This window comes from Pelagibius sp. (assembly GCF_965249265.1).
Lineage (GTDB): Bacteria > Pseudomonadota > Alphaproteobacteria > Kiloniellales > Kiloniellaceae > Pelagibius.
In genome coordinates this window covers 300,436-320,791 of the sequence record NZ_OZ252224.1, presented here as the reverse complement: position 1 = coordinate 320,791, position 20,356 = coordinate 300,436, and the positions used below count along the sequence as shown (strand labels likewise).

Here is a 20,356-nt window from a genome sequence, read left to right as displayed (position 1 = left end):
ACGACCATGGTCGAAATTCAGAAGGGCGAGCGTATCGCCAAGGTCATCGCCCGTGCCGGGCTCTGCTCGCGCCGCGACGCCGAGGCCTGGATCGCCGCCGGACGGGTTTCCCTGGACGGCAGGGTGTTGGACAGCCCCGCCGCCGTGGTCACCGCCGAGAGCGTGATCGAGGTCGACGGCGTGCCCCTGCCGGAGGCCGAGGCCCCGCGCCTGTTTCGCTATCACAAGCCGCGCGGCGAGCTGACCACCACCCGGGACCCTCAGGGGCGCGCCACGGTCTTCGACCGCCTGCCGGCCGAGCTGCCGCGCCTGCAGGCGGTGGGCCGCCTGGACATCAATTCCGAGGGCCTGTTGCTGATGACCAACGACGGTGCCCTGAAACGGCAGCTCGAACTGCCGGCCAGCGGCTGGCTGCGGCGCTACCGCGTCCGGGCCCACGGGCGGGTCACCACGGCACGGCTGGCGGCCCTGGCCAAGGGCATCACGGTGGAGGGTGTCGACTACGGCCCGGTGGAGGCCCAGCTCGACCGCCAGTCCGGCGCGAATGCCTGGCTCACCATCGGGCTGCGCGAAGGCAAGAACCGCGAGGTGCGCAAGATCTGCGCCCATCTGGGACTCTCGGTAAACCGTCTGATCCGGATTTCCTACGGCCCCTTCTCCCTCGGCAAACTGGCGAACCGGAACCTGGAGGAGGTACCGCCCAAGCGGCTGCGCGAAGCCCTGGGCCTGGAGAGCAGCGAGAAGCGCAAACCGCGCGGCAAGGGTTTCGCCAAGGCAAAGCCGAAGCCCAACCGGCCGGGCTCCCGCCGCGGCTTCAAAAAGCCGGAGAAAACCGAGGGTACGGCAGGCACCAAAACCAGCAAGCGTCAGGCCGCGGCCAAGGCGGCGCAAAAGCCGGCGCGATCCGGGGCGGCAGCGAAAGCAAAGCCGGCAGGGAGCGGCCCAACGAACAAGACGGGCGCGAAGAAGACGGGCCTGAAAAAGACGGCCGTGAAAAAGACGGGCGTGAAAAAAGCCGCAGCCAAACCCACATCCGGCAAGGCAGTGCGGGCAAAGCCCCGAACGGGCAAACCCGCAAACAAGACTGCAAGTAAGACTGGCCGCAAAGCCGTTGGAAAGAAGGATACGCGCAAGAGCCATGCGAATCGTCGCCGGCCGTCATAGGGGCCGCAGCCTGAAGACCCCCGCCGATCTTGCCGTGCGTCCCACCGCCGACCGCACGCGCGAGGCGCTGTTCAACATCCTGACCAGCGGCAAGCTCAGCGAGGAAGGGGCCAAGCGCCTGCCCGGCGCCCGGGTGCTGGATGCCTTTGCCGGTACCGGTGCCCTGGGTTTGGAGGCGCTGTCGCGGGGCGCGGAACAGGTAACCTTCATGGAAAACTATGCCCCGGCCATCGAGATCTGCCGCGCCAACATCACCGCCCTGGGCGAGGAAGAGAACGCGGAACTGCTGGCCTGCGACGTGCTGCACCCCAGGCCGGCCCCGGCACCCTGCGACCTCGTCTTCCTCGACCCGCCCTATAACCAGGGTTTCGCCGAAAAGGCGGTCGAGAGCCTGAAGAAAGCCGGATGGGTAGCGCCAGACGCCCTGGTGGCGGTCGAGATGATGAAGACGGAAGACTTCGAGACACCCGCGGGCTTCAGCGAACTGGACGCCCGCACTTACGGCAAAGCGAAACTGATTTTTCTGCGCCACGAGGCCTGAAGCCCCCGAACCTACGCCGCGCCGACGACAGGAGCCCGAAATGGACATGGTCTGCCAGGACAAAACGGATTTGGAAGCGCCCGGCTTGGCGGAGATCGAGGCGGCCGCGCAAAAACTGAAAGGCCGCATCGTCGAAACACCCGTGGTCCCGCTGGTGGCCGAGGCGCTGAAAACCCACCTGCCCGAGGGCGCGGAGGTGACCGGCAAGCTGGAACTCTTCCAGCACGCCGGCTCCTTCAAGGCCCGCGGCGCTTTGCTCAACATCCTCGATTTCAGCGACGCAGAGGCGGCGCGCGGCGCCACGGCGGTCTCCGCCGGCAATCACGCCCTGGCGGTCTCCTGGGCGGCGCGGCAGCGCAGTGTCTCGGCCAAGGTCGTCATGATGAAGAGCGCCGATCCAGTGCGGGTCGCCGGTTGCCGCGCACTGGGCGCCGAGGTGGTGCTGGCCGAGGACATTCACGGCGCCTTCGACGCGGTCGACCGCATCGTCGAGAAAGAGGGACGGCGCTTCGTCCATCCCTTTGAAAACCCGCTGACGATCCTCGGCACCGCCACCTGCGGCAGGGAAGCGGCCCTGCAGATGCCCGACCTGGACGTCATGGTGATCCCGGTCGGCGGCGGCGGGCTGATCGCCGGCATGGCGCGGGCCATGAAACTGCTGCAGCCGAACTGCCGCATCATCGGCGTGGAACCGAGCGGCGCCGACAGCCTGGCCCGCAGCTTTGCCGCCGGCAGCCCGCAGACCCTGGAGAAGGTCGACACCATCGCCGACAGCCTGGGCGCCCCCATGGCCCTACCCTATTCCTTCGCCGTCGCCCGCGACCATGTCGACGAACTGGTGCAGATCGACGACGCGGAGATGTTGCGCGCCATGGCCCGGGTTTACGACGGCCTGAAGCTCGCCCTGGAGCCGGCGGGCGCCGCCAGCACCGCGGCGGTCATGGGCCCTTTGAAGCAAGCCTGTAAAGGCAAGCGCGTCGGCATCATCTTCTGCGGCAGCACCATCGGCGAAGAACGCTTCGCCAAGATGGTCGCCGAGGGGCGCGAACTGGCGTAGGCGACTGCGGCAGAGGGAAAGCCCCCTCACCCTCCCGCTACGCGGGGCCCTCCCTCTCCCACGAGGGGAGAGGGTATTTCCGCGATCCATTTGGTTCTCCCTCTCCCCTGGTGGGAGAGGGTCGGGGTGAGGGGGGCTTCCCGCGAAGCGGGAAAGAGGAAAGGATCTAAGCGGTTCCGGCGTCAGAAGAGTGCTACCGCCGCCCGAAGAGCTTTTCGATGTCGGCGAGCTTCAATTCGACGTAGGTCGGGCGGCCGTGGTTGCACTGGCCGGAGTGCGGGGTTTCCTCCATCTGGCGCAAGAGGGCGTTCATCTCCTCGACCTTGAGGATGCGCCCGGCGCGCACCGAGCCGTGACAGGCGAGCGTGCCGCAGACATGCTCCAGGCGTTCGCGCAGCGCCAGGGCCTCGCCCAGTTCCGCCAGTTCGTCGGCGAGATCGCGGATCAGGCCCTGGACATCCACTTCGCCGAGCAGGGCCGGCACCTCGCGCACCACCACGGCGCCGGGACCGAAAGCCTCCAGCACCAGGCCCAGTTCGGCCAGTTCCTCGGCACGGGCGGTGACCCTTGCGGCAGCGGTTTCTTCCAGTTCCACCACCTCGGGCAGCAGCAGCATCTGGCGGGCCACGCCCTTCTCGCCCAACTGGTCCTTCATGCGCTCGTAGACCAGACGCTCGTGGGCGGCGTGCTGGTCGACGATGACGATGCCGTCGCCGGTCTGGGCAACGACATAGGTGCCGTGGACCTGGGCGCGGGCGGCGCCCAGCGGAAAGCCCTCCACCACACCTTCATTTGAGTTGGCGGGGTGCACACCGGATTGATCGGAAGGCGGCGCCGCTGCCGGTGCTCCAGACAATCCCGGCAGGGCGCCATGTCCGTGGTTGCCGCCCAACGGCGCGGCGTAATGGGCGGTCGCTTCCGATAAGCCACGCGACAGGCGCGTGCCCTGCGGCGCCCCCCAGGTGCCGGCTGCGGGCCCGTTGGCCGGGCGCAGCGCGCCTAGGGCAAGATCAGAGACGGTCGTGGAAGCACGGTGCCCGGCTTCGGCCAGGGCATGCTTGGCGGCGGAAACGATGAGGCCGCGCACCAGGCCGGGATCGCGGAAGCGCACCTCCGCCTTGCTGGGATGAACGTTCACGTCGACCTGCTCCGGCGGCAGTTCGACGAAGAGGGCCACCAGCGGGTGGCGGTCGCGGGCGAGAAAGTCCTGATAGGCGCCGCGCACCGCACCGTAGAGCAGTTTGTCGCGCACCGGCCGCCCGTTGACGAAGAGGTACTGCTGCTGGGCGTTGCCGCGGTTGAGCGTCGGCAGGCCGATGTAGCCGGTCAGCTTTATGCCTTCGCGCTCCGCCGAGATCGCCAGGGCGTTGTCGGCAAAGTCGCGCCCCATCACGGCCGAAAGCCGCTTCAGACGGGCATCGAAGAGCTCACCCTCCGCCGGGGCGAGGCCGATCAGTTTGCGCTCGCCGTCGCTCAGGGTGAAGCCCACATGAGGGTGCGCCATGGCGAGGCGGTTCAGGGTGTCCTGAGCATGGGACACCTCAGTCCGCGCCGTCTTCAGGAACTTCAGGCGCGCCGGCGTGGCGAAGAAAAGATCGCGCACCTCGACCCGGGTGCCGCGCGGGTGGGCGGCGGGCTGCGGTTCACCCAGGCGGCCTGCCTCGACGCTCAGCGCCCAGGCCTCCTCCGCCTCTGCCGGACGGCTGGTGACGGTGAGGCGCGCCACCGCGCCGATGGAAGGCAGGGCCTCCCCACGGAAACCCAGGGAAGCGATATGGACGAGATCATCGTCCGGCAGTTTCGAGGTGGCGTGGCGCTCCACCGCCAGCAACAGTTCCTCCGGCGTCATGCCGCAGCCGTCGTCGGTGACGGCGATCAGCGCCCGCCCACCGTCGCGCAGCACCACGTCGATGTGGCGCGCCCCGGCATCCAGGGCATTTTCCACCAGTTCCTTCACCGCGGCAGCCGGACGCTCGACCACCTCGCCGGCGGCGATCTGGTTCACCAGGGTTTCAGGCAGACGGCGGATCGGCATGGAAACGGGGCTTCCTCGTGTGAAACGGCTGTGTTGCCGGAAGAGTCTAGCAGACTTGGCGGAGTCGCGCGAAGCCGGCAGCGGCCCGGCCGGGGAGACGATTGACCCGGATCAAGGCGGCCCGGGAGCCGCCAAGGTCAAATCCCCAGGTAGTTCGTTCCCCCGACGCGAGGTAGAGATGGTTGAACAATCCCATATTGCCGGCTGGTGGCCGCGGCTTTACGAGCCCCTGCAGAACATCGGTCAGAAGGTGGCCGACTGGTTCGCCCCGCGCTCCGATGCCTCTACATCGGAAGGCGCTTACGAGATCAATGTCGAGCTGCCCGGCGTGAAGGCCGAGAACGTCGATGTCTCGGTGCACGACAACAATCTGATCGTGCGCGGCGAGAAGCGTCACAGCCACGAGGAAAAGGGCCGCACCTTCTTTTTCTCCGAGCGCGAATACGGCCTCTTCCAGCGCTCTTTCCGCCTGCCCCCCGATGCCGACGGCGACAACATCGATGCCGCCTTCAGCGACGGCGTGCTCTGCCTGAAGATCGCCAAGCAGGCCCCGGAAAAACCGGCATCCAAGAAAATCGAGGTGCGCCAGGGATAGCGCTTCGGCTTAGGAGAAGTAGGCGCTGGGCGGCATCCCCAGGGCCTTCCGGAACATGGTGGTGAAGCTGCTGGGCGTGCCGTAGCCGAGATCGATGGCGACGGTGGTCACCGCTTCTCCTGCGGCCAGCCGTTCCAAAGCCAGGGTCAGGCGAAGCTGCTGACGCCAGGCGCCGAAGGACATTCCCGTATCGTCCACGAAGCGGCGGGTCAGGGTGCGTTCGCTCAGATTCACGGAGCGCGCCCAGAGCCCCAGCGAACGGTTGTCGGCGGGATCGTCCCGCAAAGCCTGCATCACGCGGCGGACCTGATCGTCATGGCCTTCCGGCAGCCGCAGCGGGGTCGCGGGAAGCGCAACCAGCCGGTCCATCAGCACCGCCATCAAGCGCTGCTCCCGGCCCTCGTCGGGGTAGTCCCAGGGCAGACGCACGGCGGCATCGATCAGTTCCCGCGTCAGGGAATCCACCTGCATCACGGTCGGACGCTGCGGCAGGGTCTTACAGAGCCGCGCGATGACGAACAGCCCGCGAAAGGCGACTTCTCGCGGATAGTGGGCGGCATGCTCGGTTTCCGGCGGCACCCAGACGGCACGGTGCGGCGGCACCACGAAAAGCGCATCGTCGGTTTGCACACGCACGCAACCGCGCTGGGCGTAGATCAACTGCCCGCGCCGGTGGCTGTGCCACGACACGCTGTTCGGACCCGGCTGATCCCAGTATTCGCCGACGATGGGCGCCGCTGCACGGTCCGCCGGGTGATCTGCCAGATCGTACATGGCTGATCGTCCAAAGAATTTGACCGGATCTCGAAAGGCAGATGGGAAGTGCAGCCCTAGATTCAAGCGATGAGCGGGTTTGCACCCAAGCCGCGCCCGTGCCGCCGACCTGCCGATTCGGCACGCCCCTGATCCTGGAGGACTTGCTGTTGGATCCTGCCAAAGACTCGAGCACCAAACATCGTCCGTCGAGAGCGCATAAGCGCATGGTTTTGGCGGGCCTTAGTCTCTCAGTTGCCATGGCGGCGACCGCCGCAAAGGCGCAGGAAGCGGCCGGCGACCCGGCAGCCGGAGAGCGGGTCTACCGCCAATGCGCCGCCTGCCACAGCATCGAGCTGGGGCAGAACCGGGCCGGCCCCCATCTTTTCGGCATTGTCGGCCAGAACGCCGGCAGCGTGGAAGGCTTCCGCTACTCGCAGGCGATGCGCGAAGCCGACATCGTCTGGAACGAGGAAAACCTGACGGCCTATGTGACCGACCCGCGCGGTTTCCTGCCGGGCACCACCATGCGGGTTGCCCTGCGTGATCCGGACGATGCCGCCGATCTGGTCGCCTACCTGAGGATCCTGAGCAGCGAATAGAGCCGGCCAGCGGTCCCGACAATGGAGATGGAGTGACATGACAGATCTTGTGGTCAATGGAGAGAGCGTCACCGTCGACGCCGCCCCGGATACCGCCCTGCTCTGGGTGCTGCGCGAACACCTGGGCCTCACCGGCACGAAATTCGGCTGCGGGGCGGGTATGTGCGGCGCCTGCACCGTGCATGTCGACGGCCAACCGGCCTTCGCCTGCCTGACGCCGATTGATTCCGTCGCCGGATCGGCGGTGACCACCATCGAAGGCCTGCCCGGCGCGGAGGACCACCCCCTGAAGCGGGCCTGGGTCGCCGAACAGGTGCCGCAGTGCGGCTATTGTCAGTCCGGTCAGATCATGCGGGCGGCGGCGCTGCTTGAGGGGAATCCGAACCCACAGCGTCAGGAGATCGTCGCGGCGATGAGCGGCAACCTTTGCCGCTGCGGTACCTACAACCGAATCGTAAAGGCGGTGCAGCGCGCCGCGACGGAGGCCTGAGATGGCTTTGACAAGACGCGCCTTCATGGCCAACAGCGCGGCGCTGACCTTCGCTGTCGGCAGCGGCGGTATCCTTCAGGTCGCATCAGCGGAAGGCGGAGAAGCCCAGGGCCTGGCGGCCAATGCCTGGGTGCGGATCGATCCCGACGACACCATCACCATCGTCTTTCCCTCGACCGAAATGGGCCAGGGCAGTTCTTCGGCCCTGCCGTTGATCCTCGCCGAAGAACTGGATGCGGACTGGGATCTTGTGCGGATCGAACAGCTCAACCGCGACGACCGGACTTTCGGCAACCCGATCTTCGGCGGCGTGCTCTATACCGCCGGCAGCACCGGCGTCTACGGCTATTTCGACAGCCTGAGGACGGCCGGCGCCCAGGCGCGGCGCCTGCTGATCCAGCGCGCCGCCGAGGAGTGGTCTGTACCGCCGGACAGCCTGACGACGGAACCGAGCCATGTGGTACACGCCGCGAGCGGGCGGCGCCTGAGCTACGGCGCGCTGGCCGCCCTGCCCGGCCCCCTGCCGGCAATCCCCGAGGTGTCCGAGACCGACTTCAAAGCCCGTGGCGACTACCGCCTCATCGGCCAGAACGTTCCGCGCCGCGACGTACCGGCCAAGAGCAGCGGGCGCGAAAGCTACGCCATCGATGTGCGGGTTCCCGACATGCTCTACGCGGCGGTGCTGCGCAGCCCGGTAGAGGGGGAAACGCCTCTAGAGATCGACGACAGCGCGGCGCTCGCCGTCCCAGGTGTCTTGCGGACGGTTGAGCTGCCCGATGGCGTTGCGGTGATTGCCGAACAACTGGAGGCGGCCCTTACCGGCAAGGACAGTCTGGACGTGACCTGGACCGAGACGGCGCCGGCCCGCGCCTTCGACAGCACGGCGGATCTCGCGGACTATACTGCGGCGGCAGACGACGCGGCGCGCGCGGGCGTCGCCTGGCGCAGCGTCGGCGATGCCGCGGCGGCCATCGAGGCCGCCGACCGGGTGGTCAGCGCGGACTATCTCTCCGACTACGCCTACCACGCACAGATCGAGCCCATGGCCGCGGTGGCCGCCGTCGAAGCCGACGGACACGGCGCCGAAGTCTGGGTCGGCAGCCAGACCCAGAGCTGGACCATGCGGACCATCACCGAGGTTTTGCAGACGACGCCGGATCGGGTCCGCCTGCACATGATGACCATGGGCGGCAGCTTCGGCCGCCGCACCGCCCTGACCCAGGAATACCTGCGCGATGCGCTGCTGGCCTCAAAAGCGGTCGGGCGGCCGGTGAAGGTGGTTTGGACTCGCGAGGACGACGTGAAGCACGGTGCCTTTCGCCCGGCGGCGGCGCAAAAGCTGCGCGCCGGCCTGACCGCCGAAGGCGGGCTCAGCGGCTGGCATCACCGCATCGCGACGCCTTCGGTCATTGCCTATTTCAACCCGCTGCGTTGGGACCAAGTGGCGCCAACGGACATCATCTCGGTGCGCGGGTCGGAGAGTAAGTTCTATGCCATCGACGACCTGCTGGCCGAGCATGTCATCACCGAGCGGCGGGCCCGGCTGGCCCCCTGGCGCGGGATCGGGGCGAGCTACACCAGCTTCGCCGCGGAGGCCTTCATGGACGAGCTGGCGGAAGCCGCCGGTAAGGACCCACTGGCCTTCCGCCTGGATCTCATGAACGACAACACACGTGGCCGGCGGCTGCTGGAAACGATAGCAGAGCGCGCCGGCTGGGGAGGTCCGACGGGCAAAACGGCGCTCGGCCTTTCCTTCGCGGGTTACGGTGACTCCATGGCCGCGGGTATCGCGGAGGTCGCCGTCGAGCGGGACAGCGGGCGGATCACGGTGCAGAGATTCTGGGCGGCTGTGGATGCCGGCCTGATCGTCTCACCCGACAACGCCCTGACGCAGATCGAAGGCGGCATCGTCTTCGGCCTCAGCAGCAGCCTGAAGGAGTCGATTACGATCCAGAATGGCGAGGTCGTACAGAACAACTTCTACGACTACGAGGTCCTGCGCGCCGACGAAGTGCCCGAGATCGACATCCAACTGCAAGTCAGCGACGGGCCGCCGACCGGCATCGGCGAGGTCGGCACCCCCATGGTGGCCGCGGCGGTCGCCAACGCCTTTTACGCCCTGACCGGCAGGCGGCTGCGTCACCTGCCCTTCACGCCGGACCGGGTGATGGCGGCGCTGGCTTGACGAGCGTCGAGACGGCGCTTGGTTAGCTGCCGTCCGCAGGAGCCTCTCGGGTCGGGGTGACGCCCTGGGGGGTGCCCACCACCACCATCGTCAGGTCCTCCGAACGGTAGAGTTCTTTCGCGACCCGCTTGGCCGTGGCCAAGTCGACGGCTTCGACGAAGGAGTTGCGCTGGTCGAGGTAGTCGATCCCGAGGCCTTCGAGCTGCATGCCCACCAGCATGCCGGCGATGCTGCCGGAGCTGGAAAAGCGCAGAGGAAAGGAGCCGGTGAGAAAGCGCTTTGCCTGTTCCAGTTCCTCCGCGCTGGGCCCCTCTTCGGCCATGCGGGCCCACTCGGCGCGGATCAAGTCGATCGACTCGCCCACCCGCTCGTTTTGCGTCGCCGTACCGGCCGCCACCAGGGCGCCGTAATCAAGAGGCCCCAGATAGGAATAGACCGAGTAAGCCAGGCCGCGTTTCTCGCGCACCTCTTCGACAAGACGCGAGGAGAAGCCGCCGCCGCCCAGTATGTAGTTCACTACATAGGCGGCGTAGTAGTCCGGATCGTCGCGTTTGATGCCGCCCTGACCGATGGCGACCACCGACTGCGGGATGTTCTTTTCGATGACCACAACGTCGCCGGCGTTCGCCACCGTGGCCTCGGGAACCGTAAAGGGTTCCGCCTCGGCCGGCAGCGGCAGGAAGGTCGCGTCGAGCAAGGTTTCCAAGTCCGCCGGCGTGATGTCGCCGACCACGCCGATGAACAACTGGTCGCGGGCAAAGCGCGCACGCACGAAGCCGCGCAGATCATCGACGGTCATCGCCACGATGCTTGCCTCGGTCCCCCGGGTCGGCCGCGCATAGGGATGGTCCTGAAACATCAGGCGGCGCAGGGTACGGCTGGCCACGGTGTCCGGATCTTCGGCCTCACGGGAGAGACGCGACAGGATCTGGCTGCGGATGCGCTCCACCGGTTCCATGTCGAAGCGCGGCGCGGTCAAGGCCAGACGCAAGAGCTCGAAAGCCTTGGCGCGGTTCTCGCTCAGGGTCGAAAGCGAGCCGCTGAAAGAATCGAGGCCCGCGCGGAAGCGCAGACTGATGGAGAAATCGTCCAGCGTCCCCTGGAAGCTCTGGGAGTCGAGCGGGCCCGCCCCTTCATCGATCAGGGTCGAGACCATATAGGCAAGCCCCGGCTTACCGGCCGGATCCAGGGCGGCTCCGCCTTGAAAAGCCAGATCCAGGGAGATGATCGGATTGCTGTGATCTTCGACAAGCCAGGCTTCGATTCCCCCCGGGCTGACAACGCGCTGAACCTCGACCGCCCGGGCCTGGAAAGCGATCAAGACGGTCAGGACGGCGAGCAGTCCGGCCAGAAAAAGACGCGGCGCCGGCAAAGCCGCCAAGGCTGCTGTCTGATGCTTGCGCTCACGCATGTCTGAATTCCTTTGGCTTCGTTGAGGCAGTCGACGCTCCGGAGCAACGCTCAGAAGCGGCGCCTCATCAGTCGGTTGATCAGGTCGTCGGCTTCGGCAGCAGATAGGCGGTCACCGACTGCTCTTCGCGCAGAACCTTTTTAAGCGCCGCATTCACTTCCTCGGCAGTCACCGCGCCGATCCGCTCCGGCCAAGCCTCGATCGCCTCAAGGCTGCCGCCGGTGGTCAGCGCCATACCGATGATGCGCGGCGCAGTGCTGAGGTTGTCCCTGGCGAAGACCGCGCTGGCCACCATGCGCTTCTTCGCCGCCTCAACCTCTTCAGCCGATACACCCTCTTCGAGCAGCAGGGCGATCTGCTTGCGCAGCGCGTCCTCGACCGCTTCCACATCGCCACCCGGGCGTGGCGCCCCATAGAAATCGAAGGTCGTATAGTCATAGGCCATCGGCCGGTAGCTGGCGCCCGCGGAAGCGGCGATACCCTGATCCACCACCAAGCGGCTGTAGAGACGGCTGGTCGCGCCGCCGCCCAGAATCTCCGAGAGAACTTGAAGAGCGTAGGCGTCATCGTCTTCGGCCTGGCGATAGCTGGGCGCCAGGTAGCTGATGGAGAGCGAAGCCTCACGCACCCGCGGGCTGCGCAGGATGACTTCCCGTGCGGCATTCTGCGGCGGCTCCGCCACCCGTTCGCGCGGCGGGAAATCGCCGGCTGCAATGGGTCCGTAATAAGTTTCCGCCAGTTCGCGCACTTCCTGCGGATCGACATCGCCGGCGACGATCAGAATGGCATTGTTCGGTGCGTACCAGCGCTTGTAGAAGCGCAGCGCCGCTTCGGTGCTCAATTCCTCGATTTCGTGGTCCCAACCGATGATCGGGATGCGGTAGGGATGGTTGAGGAACTGGGTGGCGCGAATGAGCTCGCCCAACTGGCCCCGGGGCTCGTTGTCGATACGGCTGCGGCGCTCCTCCCGCACCACGTCGCGTTCCGGGTCCACTACCGCATCGCTCAGCACCAGATTGGCCATGCGGTCGGCCTCGTGCTTCATCATCGTCTCAAGGCGATCGGCAGCGACGGTCTGGAAATAGGCGGTGTAGTCCCAGGATGTAAAAGCGTTCTCGCGACCCCCGTTGGCGGCGATAATCTCCGAGAACTCACCCGGCGCCAATGACTCGGTCCCCTTGAACATCAGGTGTTCCAGGAAATGCGCCAGCCCGGACTCGCCGGCCGCCTCGTCTGCGGCACCGACCCGGTACCAGACCGAGTGGTAGACGATCGGCGCCCGCCGGTTCACCACCACGACGACCTGCAGGCCATTGTCGAGGGTGAAGCTGACCGGATCGAAAACCTTGGCCTCAGCGCCATCAGGGCGCAGCACCGCAATACTGAGAAGGACAGGAAGCCCGAAGGCCAAAAGACGGCAAAGGCTCAAGAAAGCCTTCGTATCGCGCGGAATTCTCATCTGCAGCCTTCCCAGTAGCAGCGGCCCGATAGCAGTCGATCAGGCCCGGTCATAGGAGTCTATATGGCACGCAGCCGCAAGGCCGCAAGCGACCGCAGCATCACCAGAGATGAAACTTCCGTAATCTGACCCGGCTGCGGGACCGGATACCGGCACCCGCGTAAAGGCGAGGGGCCAAGATGCGACCAGCGGGGCCGGGAAACCGAAGCCCCGGTCCCGGCCAAGACCCCGGCTTAGAAAATGCCTTCCAGCGGCGCCTTCCGGCGGCGCTCGATCTGCGGTGTCGCCCCGGTCGTGGTGGGCAGGCCCAGAGCCGCATTTTCCTGCAGCCGCTTCATTTCCGCGGCCGGGTCGACAACGGTTCCCGCCGGGCTCTGAGCGTTCCAGAAAACCAGCGCATCGACGAAACGCTCAGACTCAGAATTGAGTTGTTTCGTCTCACGATCAACTATGAGCCGTATATTGGGGTCAGTATTGCCGGCGCCCGCCGCGCTCACCAGCGACTGCTCGCCGACAGAACGATTGGGATTGATGGCAGTCTGGGACGCCACGGCCGGCAGTCCGGTGGAATTACTGAAGACCGCGCGCTCGGCCTGTTGGGCGGGCGTGCCCTCCTGCGGGCGCGGTGCACCGGGCTCCGGCGGGCGCAGGGCAAAGTCCGGCGGCACCGTCAGCGGCGCGCGGGAAACCACGCGAAATTCGTCAGGCGATTGCTTGGTCAGGCCAAGCTGTTCCTGAAAGCCGCCACAGGCGGACAGACCCAGCACAAGAGCGCTGGCGACAAAAACACGGAAAGTCATTTTCGCTTCCATCGTTGCCTACCTCCCTTACCCCGGCTCCTTATAACCCTTCCTGCGGCCTTCAAACAAGCCGTCAACAAGGATGAGCGCCACGCCGCAGACAATGGCGGAGTCCGCGATGTTGAAGGCGGGCCAGTGCCAGCCGGCGACGTGAAAGTCCAGGAAATCGACCACACCGGGCTGATGCATGCGGTCGATGACATTGCCGATGGCACCGCCGACAACACCGCCCACGCCATAAGTCAGCAGCCCGGGCGGCTGGCGGCGCGCCCAGATCAGCAGCCCGACGACGATCACCAGGGCGATCGCGGAGAGAAAATAGGGCCGCAGCGGTGAATCGCCCTGAAACAGGCCGAAACTGACGCCGGTGTTGTAGGTCAGCACCAGATTGAAGAAATCAGTCACCGGAATGCGCCGCGGCGGCTGCATCACCACCGCCAGAATCAGCCACTTGCTGATCTGATCCAGGATCAAGACGACGGTCGCGATACCGAGGATCCGCTGCATGCTGCCCACTGTCTGCTGCCGGTTTTACTCTGCTACCAATTTTACTGCGCCGCGGCGCCGAGATGCTGCACTGCGTCAGCGCAGCGTTGGCAGGTGTCCGGCGCCTGCGCCACGGCGCCGACCTCCGGCAAGACCTTCCAGCAGCGCTGACACTTGTTGCCCTCGGCGAGGCGAACCACCACCGCGACACCTGATACCTCTTCCAGCCGGAAGGCTTCCGCGGGTCCTGCCCCCTCGTTCAGGGTCACGGCCGAGGTGATGGCGATATCCTGCAGCTCGACGTCCTGCACCGCCGTCAAAAGCTCCGGCCGCTCGATAAAGACTTCGGGGTGGCCCTGCAGGCTTGAGCCCAGGCGCTTGTCGGCGCGCTCCAGCTCCAGCGCGCCGGTGATGACCCGGCGCACTTCGCGCACCGCAGCCCACTTGCGGGCGAGGTCTTCATCCAGCCAGGCCGCCGGCACCTCGGGGAAGGTGCGCAGATGCACGCTTTCCTCGGGGCCCGCACCGCGGGTCCACCAGGCTTCTTCCGCCGTAAAGCAAAGGATCGGCGCCAGCCAGGCCGTAAGGCAGGAGAACACTTCATCAAGCACCGTACGGCAGGCGCGGCGGCGCAGCGAATCAGGCCGGTCGCAATAGAGCACGTCCTTGCGCACGTCGAAGTAAAAGGCCGAGAGATCCACCGCGCAGAAAGTGTAGACCGCCTGATAGAGGGCGTGAAAGTCGAAGTCCTCGACATTCCGGCGGACCTGGCGGTCGATCTCCGCCAGGCGATGCAGCACCCAGCGTTCAAGCTCCGGCATCTCCGCCGCGTCGAGCCGCTCGCTCTCGTGAAATCCGTCGAGGTTGCCGAGCAGATAGCGCAGGGTGTTGCGCAGGCGGCGGTAGGCATCGCCCTGATATTTCAGGATCTCCGGTCCGAAGCGCAGATCTTCCTCGTAGTTCGAGGCGACCACCCAGAGGCGCAGGATGTCGGCGCCCTGGTTGTCGACCACGTCCTGCGGCGAGAGCGCGTTGCCGCGCGACTTCGACATCTTCTCCTTACCCTGCTCCTCCAGGATAAAGCCGTGGGTCAACACCGCGTCGTAGGGAGCCCGCCCCCGGGTGCCGGCGGATTCCAGCAGCGAGGTGTGGAACCAGCCGCGATGCTGGTCGGAGCCTTCAAGATAGAGATCGGCGGGCCACTTCAACTCGGGCCGCGCCTCCAGCACGAAGCTGTGGGTCGAACCGGAATCGAACCAGACCTCTACCACATCGGTGATCTGCTCGTAGTCCTCGGCCTTGTATTCGTTGCCGAGGAAGCGCTGGGGGTCGCTGGAGAACCAGGCATCGCCGCCCTCTTCCTCGAAAGCCGTCGCGACCCGCTCGATCACCGCGGGATCGCGCAGCGGCTCGCCGCTTTTCTTCTCGACGAAGATCGGCAGAGGCACGCCCCAGAGACGCTGGCGCGAGATGCACCAATCCGGGCGCTGTTCGATCATCGAGCGCAGGCGGTTGCGGCCCGTGCCCGGCACGAAGCGCGTCTCGTCGATCGCCTTCAGCGCCTTGTCGCGCAGATCATTGGTCTCCATGGAGATGAACCACTGCGGCGTATTGCGGAAGATCAGCGGCGCCTTGGAGCGCCAGGAATGGGGATAGCTGTGCTTCAGGCGGCTCTTGTGGAGCAGCTGTCCGGCCTCGGCCAAGGCCTTGATGGCCCGCCCGTTGGCATCGCCCGGCTTGCCGTCGGCGTCATAGACCAGCGCCCCGGCCAGCAGCGGCACATGATCGTAAAAGGCGCCGGTCCCGTCGACGGTCTGGGGAATCTCGATGCCGTGCTGCAGGCCCAGCGCCCAGTCGTCGGCGCCGTGACCCGGGGCGATATGGACGAAGCCGGTGCCCTGTTCGGTGGTGACGAAGTCGCCGGGCAGCACCGGTACATCGAAGGCGTAACCGCCCTCGGCCGGCGCAAAGCCGCGCCAGGGATGGGCGCAGAGCGTCCCGGCCATGCCGTCAGCCAGAGGTAAATCGCCCAGGTGCGTCCAGGTTTCGATCTTCGCATCGGCCTTCACCGTCTCGGCCAGGTCCTTGGCCAGAACCAGCTTCTCGCCGACGCGGGCATGGCTGTCCTCGCCCAGCGTGTCGACCTGCCAGACGCCATAGGCAATCTCCTCCCCGAAGCCGATGGCGCGGTTGCCGGGGATGGTCCAGGGGGTGGTGGTCCAGATCAGCACCGAGGCCCCTTCGAGCAGGGGATTGGCCGCCTTCACCACCGGGAAACGCACCCAGATGGTCTGCGAGACATGGTCGTGATACTCGACCTCGGCATCGGCCAGGGCGGTGCGCTCGACCACTGACCAGAGCACCGGGCGGGAGCCCTTGTAGATTCCGCCGTTGTCGAGGAACTTGCCGATCTCCCGCACGATCTGCGCTTCGGCGTCAAAGGACATGGTGGTGTAGGGTCGCTCCCAGTCACCCAACACGCCCAGGCGCTTGAACTCCTCGGTCTGGACCTTGACCCAGCCGGCGGCGAAGTCGCGGCACTCGCGGCGGAACTCCAGCACCGGGACCGTGTCCTTGTCCTTGCCGGCGGCGCGATACTGCTCCTCGATCTTCCACTCGATGGGCAGGCCGTGGCAGTCCCAGCCCGGCACGTAGTGGGCGTTCTTGCCGAGCATCTGATGGGCGCGGTTGATGACGTCCTTCAGAATCTTGTTGAGGGCATGGCCGATGTGCAGATGGCCGTTCGCGTAGGGCGGCCCGTCATGGAGGATGAACTTCTCGCGCTCCTTGGAGGCTTCGCGCTGCTGCGCGAAGAGGTCCATTTCGGCCCAACGGGCCAGGGTCTCCGGCTCTCGCTTGGCGAGACCGGCGCGCATCGGGAATTCGGTCTTCGGCAGGAAGACGGTGGCTTTGTAATCGACGCTCATCGCGTGGTTCTTCTTGCTCAGGGCTTTCGTTCAAACTGGACGCTTGCCAAACTGGACGCTTGCCAAACTGGACGCTTGCCAAACTGGACGCCGGCCAAATCGGAAGCCGGCTATCGCGACCGGCGGCTCAGGACCGGACCGCCCGAACCTTTGGCATCAATGCGGGCCGATCCGGGCCAGGATTTCGCGGGCCTGGCCGCAATCGACGGCGATTTGTGCCTGCAAAGCGTCAAGTCCGTCAAACTTCTTTTCCGGGCGCAGATAGTCGATCAGCCGGACACGCAGGGTTTCGCCGTAGAGATCGCCGGTAAAATCGAAGAGATGGACCTCCAGGCGCAGATCCTCACCGGCCACCGTCGGGCGGTGACCCAGGTTGGCCACCGCCGGGGACCAAAGGGTCTCCTCGCCGTGTTCGACCCCGGGATCGCGCCCGGCATAGACGGCATAGACGCCCGGCGCCGGCGCCAGATAGTCCCCCAGCGCAATGTTCGCCGTCGGAAATCCGATGGTGCGGCCCCGCTGGTCACCCTTTTCCACTCTTCCCTCGATCTCCCAGGGGCGCCCGAGCAAGGCGGCAGCCTCGCGCGGCTGGGCGTCGCGCAGTTGTTTGCGGATGATCGAGGAGGAGTAAACCGCGCCGGTGCCGGTCATGACCGGATCGACGGCCGTCAGGCCGAAACCGAGCTTGGCGCCCATTGATTTCAGCAGGGCGACGTTGCCCTGGCGCTTATGGCCGAAGCAGAAATCCCAGCCGACCACCACGTGGCGCGCGGCCAGGTCGGCCACCAGAATCTCCTCGACGAAGGCCTCTGCCGGGCGCAGCGAAAAGGTCCGGTCGAAATGCAGCACGAAAAGATGATCGACCCCCAGCTCCTGCAGGGCGTGCGCCTTGGCGCGCAAGGAAGTCAGGCGAAAGGGCGGCTGATCGGGCTGGAAAACCGAACGCGGATGCGGCTCGAAGGTCAGGACCGCCAGGGGCGCGTCCAGTTGATTCGCCATCTTGCGGGCGTCCGCCAGAAGGGTCTGATGCCCCTTGTGAACCCCGTCGAAGTTGCCGATGACGACGACGCAGCCTTTCGCGTCCTCGGAAACCTCACCGCTGTGTCGGAAAATTGCCATTCTTTGGGCTGGGCCGGCGCCTTGCGTAAATCGGAGCGTTGATCAGAACAGGTACGAAACCAAGCCAAGTGCCGGTCTTGCGACCGAATCGGTCCAGCGATTCCGCTTTTTGCGGGCGTGAAGATAGCCTGACCGGCGAGGTCTGGATAGCTCTGTTGTAGGGGGATGGCCCGGCAACGGGCCGTGACAGGACCGCTTTCGCAGAGACGCCTATTCGGCGGCCTGCGGTTCTCCGGAAAGCCCCGGTATGTCGGCACGGCTGCTGACCATCAGGGTCGCTTCACCCTCCAGCACCACTTTTTCGCCAACGGAGCAGACGGTATCGAAAACGACCCGCTTCTTCTCCGCGACGATTTCCTTCACCGTGACCCTGGCCTGGACCGTGTCGCCGACCTTCACCGGCGCCTTGAAGCGCAGATCCTGGCGCAGGTAGATGCAGCCCGGACCCGGCAGCCGTGTGCCGAAAACCGTGGAAATGAAGCTGGCCGAGAGCATGCCGTGGGCAATGCGCCCGGAGAACATGGTCTGCTCGGCAAAGCTTTCGTCCAGATGGACGGGATTGGTATCGCCGGAGATCCCGGCGAACATCGTAATGTCCGCCTCGCTGACCGTCTTCGCGAATACCGCCGTCATTCCGACAGACAGGTCTTCGAGGAAGTAGCCGTGCTTTTCCTGCATCTGATCCAACCCTCAGCCAATGAAACTATATTTCTTTGTCTTGCGCGAATCGGCAATATTATTATTACTACTCTAGTGTATCGCCGATCGCTTCGCAAGTGCGAATTCGCGGATGCGAAGAGAGCGAAAGCATTACAGACTTTGGTAAAACTTGCCTTAGGAAAGGGCAAAATTCCGCAGCGCTCATAAAATGAGCAATCCGATCGCGCTGTTACCGGCAGGTATTGGCGGCAGCCTTGAAGCCCGCTTCAGCGCCGCCGCCGCTTGCTGACCGTCATCGCCGCCAGATCGCGGTCCATATGATCGCGGTAGGCATCCAGCGAAAGGGTCGCCGTCGCCGCATTCATCGAGGTCGCCACCGGCACGCTGGGCCCCTGGTCCTCCAGCGGCACCGAGGGACGGCGCGTCATGCGATAGATCGCAAAGACGCCGATGGCGGCATGGATCGCCCCGACGAAGGTGAAAAACCCATCGGCACCGGTTCTGCCCATCAGCAGAGAGACGACAAGCGGCCCGAAGATCGCCCCAGTGCCGTTGACCAGCATCAGGCTGCCGCTGGCCGCAACCATCTGTTTGGGCGTCATATAGTCATTGGTATGGGCAAGACAGAGCGAATACATGGGAAAGCTCATCCCGCCCAGCAGAAAGGCCATGGCATAAAGCCCGACGACCGGGCCGCCGGCAAAAAGCGGACCGGCAAAGCTGAACAGCGCCGCCGCGAAGGTCACGCCGGCCAGAACGCGCCGCCGGTCGAGCTTGTCCGAAAGACGGCCGATCGGCCATTGAAAGGCCATGCCACCGAAGACCAGCATGCTCATGAAAATCGCGATCTCGGAGACTTCGAGCCCGGCCAGCCCGGCGAAAACCGCCCCCATGGCGAAGATCGCGCCGTTGGCCATGCCGGTCCCCAGGGAACCGATCACACCGAGCGGCGACGCGCGGTAAAGCGCCACGATGCCGACCGGGCTGGGCGCTGAAAAGTCCGGCGCCGCGCTCGCGGTGATCGCGATCGGAACCAGGGCGAGCGAAACCAGCACCGAAGCCAGGACAAAGAGCACGAAGCTGTTCGGATCGGAGAGGTTGAGCAGGAACTGTCCGCCGGCGATGCCGCCTAGCACCACCACCATGTAAACCGAGAGCATGGAGCCGCGGGTTTCGTTGGTGGAGCGGTCGTTCAGCCAGGATTCGGCAACGATGTAGAGGCCGGCATAACAGAACCCGGTGAGGAAGCGCATGCCGCCCCACATCAGCGGATCGACGAAAACGGCATGGAGCAGCGCAGCCGTCGAGGCGGTGGAGGCCAGGGCGGCAAAAACCCGGACATGGCCGACCTGCCCCACGACCCTGGGGGTCACCAGGGCGCCGGCCAGAAAGCCCACGTAGTAGCCAGACATGATCAGGCCGGTGGTCTCTGTGGAGAAGGCTTCAGCGGCTGCCCGGATGCCAAGAAGCGAGCCCTGCAGGCCATTCCCCAACATGATCATGCCGAGCCCGACAAAAAGCGGCCAGGCGGAGCGAACTGCTGCAAACATCGGTGAACCCGCCATTACCCTTACCTCACGCGCTTATGCCCCCCGGCGCGATACCGCGCTTGCGGGATTGCGTCAGACCGCGGACGCGAACAGACGAATTCGCCGTCCGGTGATCCGGCGTTCCCAGGCCCGGCTCAGGTTTCATCTGGCCGGGGATCTATTCAGCCGCCCCGAGGGCCGTCCCCACCTCGGCCTGCTGCGGCGCGCCGAAGCCCACCACCGTGCGCTCCGCCAGCCTGATCACCGGCCGTTTGACCAGGGTCGGCGCGGCCAGCATCAGGCGCACAGCCTTTTCCTCGTCGAGATCTTTCTTTTCCGCTTCGGACAGACCGCGCCAGGTCGTGCTGCGCCGATTCAGAAGCGGCTCCCAACCGACCTGCTCGACCCAGTCCGCCAGAACATCGGCCGGAAGTCCGTCGTCGCGCAGATCGTGGAACCGATAAGGCCAGCCTCCGGCCTTCAGGAAGGCGATCGCCTTGCGGCAGCTATCGCAATTCTTCAGTCCATAGAGCGTTGTCATGA

General features: G+C 65.7%; 18 protein-coding genes. 7 read left to right on the top strand and 11 right to left on the bottom strand.

Translation table 11 applies throughout. The annotated features are described in order from the left end of the window. Positions 1 to 6: 6 nt before the first annotated feature. Genes ACP146_RS01585 through ACP146_RS01575 form a run of 3 tightly spaced genes read left to right on the top strand, consistent with a single transcriptional unit; the run spans position 7 to position 2,762 of the window. The gene (locus ACP146_RS01585; protein ID WP_422365012.1) at positions 7 to 1,164 is read left to right on the top strand and encodes a pseudouridine synthase; all 1,158 of its coding nucleotides are present in this window, start codon (positions 7 to 9) and stop codon (positions 1,162 to 1,164) included. Beyond that, positions 1,139 to 1,705: a 16S rRNA (guanine(966)-N(2))-methyltransferase RsmD gene (gene rsmD / locus ACP146_RS01580; protein ID WP_422365011.1), complete on the top strand. Its 567-nt coding sequence runs from the start codon at positions 1,139 to 1,141 to the stop codon at positions 1,703 to 1,705. Before ACP146_RS01585 ends, rsmD begins: the two co-directional genes overlap by 26 nt. Before the next feature lie 40 nt (positions 1,706 to 1,745). Then, the gene (locus ACP146_RS01575) at positions 1,746 to 2,762 is read left to right on the top strand and encodes a threonine ammonia-lyase (RefSeq protein ID WP_422365010.1); all 1,017 of its coding nucleotides are present in this window, start codon (positions 1,746 to 1,748) and stop codon (positions 2,760 to 2,762) included. 193 nt (positions 2,763 to 2,955) lie between these two features. Here the strand turns inward: ACP146_RS01575 and mutL are convergent, their stop codons facing one another. Further along, positions 2,956 to 4,797: a DNA mismatch repair endonuclease MutL gene (gene mutL / locus ACP146_RS01570; protein ID WP_422365009.1), complete on the bottom strand. Its 1,842-nt coding sequence runs from the start codon at positions 4,795 to 4,797 to the stop codon at positions 2,956 to 2,958. Between the two features lie 178 nt (positions 4,798 to 4,975). Here mutL and ACP146_RS01565 point away from each other — a divergent pair, with 178 nt between their 5' ends. Further along, entirely contained in the window at positions 4,976 to 5,392 is a 417-nt protein-coding gene (locus ACP146_RS01565; RefSeq protein WP_422365008.1) for an Hsp20/alpha crystallin family protein, read from the top strand. Positions 5,393 to 5,401: 9 nt separating this feature from the next. Here ACP146_RS01565 and ACP146_RS01560 read toward each other — a convergent pair whose 3' ends face one another. Then, positions 5,402 to 6,166, bottom strand: a complete 765-nt coding sequence (locus tag ACP146_RS01560) for an AraC family transcriptional regulator (RefSeq protein ID WP_422365007.1) — start codon at positions 6,164 to 6,166, stop codon at positions 5,402 to 5,404. A 206-nt stretch (positions 6,167 to 6,372) separates the two neighbouring features. Between ACP146_RS01560 and ACP146_RS01555 the strand changes: the two genes are divergently transcribed. The 3 genes from ACP146_RS01555 to ACP146_RS01545 are packed head-to-tail and all read left to right on the top strand — an operon-like array spanning position 6,373 to position 9,422. Continuing rightward, complete coding sequence (locus ACP146_RS01555) at positions 6,373 to 6,747, top strand: c-type cytochrome (RefSeq protein WP_422365006.1); 375 nt, start codon at positions 6,373 to 6,375, stop codon at positions 6,745 to 6,747. 37 nt (positions 6,748 to 6,784) lie between these two features. Beyond that, a complete protein-coding gene (locus ACP146_RS01550; protein WP_422365005.1) occupies positions 6,785 to 7,237 on the top strand; it encodes a (2Fe-2S)-binding protein in 453 nt (150 codons plus the stop codon). A gap of 1 nt (position 7,238) precedes the next feature. Continuing rightward, positions 7,239 to 9,422 (top strand): molybdopterin cofactor-binding domain-containing protein, encoded by a 2,184-nt coding sequence (locus ACP146_RS01545; RefSeq protein WP_422365004.1) that lies wholly within the window; start codon positions 7,239 to 7,241, stop codon positions 9,420 to 9,422. A 22-nt stretch (positions 9,423 to 9,444) separates the two neighbouring features. Here ACP146_RS01545 and ACP146_RS01540 read toward each other — a convergent pair whose 3' ends face one another. The 9 genes from ACP146_RS01540 to ACP146_RS01500 all read right to left on the bottom strand — a co-directional run bounded on the left by ACP146_RS01540 (position 9,445) and on the right by ACP146_RS01500 (position 20,354). Beyond that, positions 9,445 to 10,833, bottom strand: coding sequence for a M16 family metallopeptidase (locus tag ACP146_RS01540; protein ID WP_422365003.1), 1,389 nt, complete (start codon positions 10,831 to 10,833; stop codon positions 9,445 to 9,447). A 79-nt stretch (positions 10,834 to 10,912) separates the two neighbouring features. Beyond that, the gene (locus ACP146_RS01535) at positions 10,913 to 12,292 is read right to left on the bottom strand and encodes a M16 family metallopeptidase (RefSeq protein ID WP_422365002.1); all 1,380 of its coding nucleotides are present in this window, start codon (positions 12,290 to 12,292) and stop codon (positions 10,913 to 10,915) included. A gap of 233 nt (positions 12,293 to 12,525) precedes the next feature. Further along, the gene (locus ACP146_RS01530; protein ID WP_425032146.1) at positions 12,526 to 13,092 is read right to left on the bottom strand and encodes a DUF3035 domain-containing protein; all 567 of its coding nucleotides are present in this window, start codon (positions 13,090 to 13,092) and stop codon (positions 12,526 to 12,528) included. Positions 13,093 to 13,119: 27 nt separating this feature from the next. Next, positions 13,120 to 13,599 carry a signal peptidase II gene (gene lspA / locus ACP146_RS01525; protein ID WP_422365000.1) on the bottom strand — a complete coding sequence of 160 codons (480 nt, stop codon included), beginning with the start codon at positions 13,597 to 13,599 and terminating at the stop codon, positions 13,120 to 13,122. A gap of 41 nt (positions 13,600 to 13,640) precedes the next feature. After that, positions 13,641 to 16,505 carry an isoleucine--tRNA ligase gene (gene ileS, locus ACP146_RS01520; protein WP_422364999.1) on the bottom strand — a complete coding sequence of 955 codons (2,865 nt, stop codon included), beginning with the start codon at positions 16,503 to 16,505 and terminating at the stop codon, positions 13,641 to 13,643. 156 nt (positions 16,506 to 16,661) lie between these two features. Beyond that, complete coding sequence (locus ACP146_RS01515; protein WP_422364998.1) at positions 16,662 to 17,624, bottom strand: bifunctional riboflavin kinase/FAD synthetase; 963 nt, start codon at positions 17,622 to 17,624, stop codon at positions 16,662 to 16,664. A gap of 210 nt (positions 17,625 to 17,834) precedes the next feature. Next, entirely contained in the window at positions 17,835 to 18,302 is a 468-nt protein-coding gene (locus ACP146_RS01510; RefSeq protein WP_422364997.1) for a MaoC family dehydratase, read from the bottom strand. Between the two features lie 248 nt (positions 18,303 to 18,550). Further along, positions 18,551 to 19,834, bottom strand: a complete 1,284-nt coding sequence (locus ACP146_RS01505; RefSeq protein ID WP_422364996.1) for an MFS transporter — start codon at positions 19,832 to 19,834, stop codon at positions 18,551 to 18,553. Between the two features lie 157 nt (positions 19,835 to 19,991). Next, positions 19,992 to 20,354 (bottom strand): arsenate reductase, encoded by a 363-nt coding sequence (locus tag ACP146_RS01500; RefSeq protein WP_422364995.1) that lies wholly within the window; start codon positions 20,352 to 20,354, stop codon positions 19,992 to 19,994. Between the last annotated feature and the right edge of the window lie 2 nt (positions 20,355 to 20,356).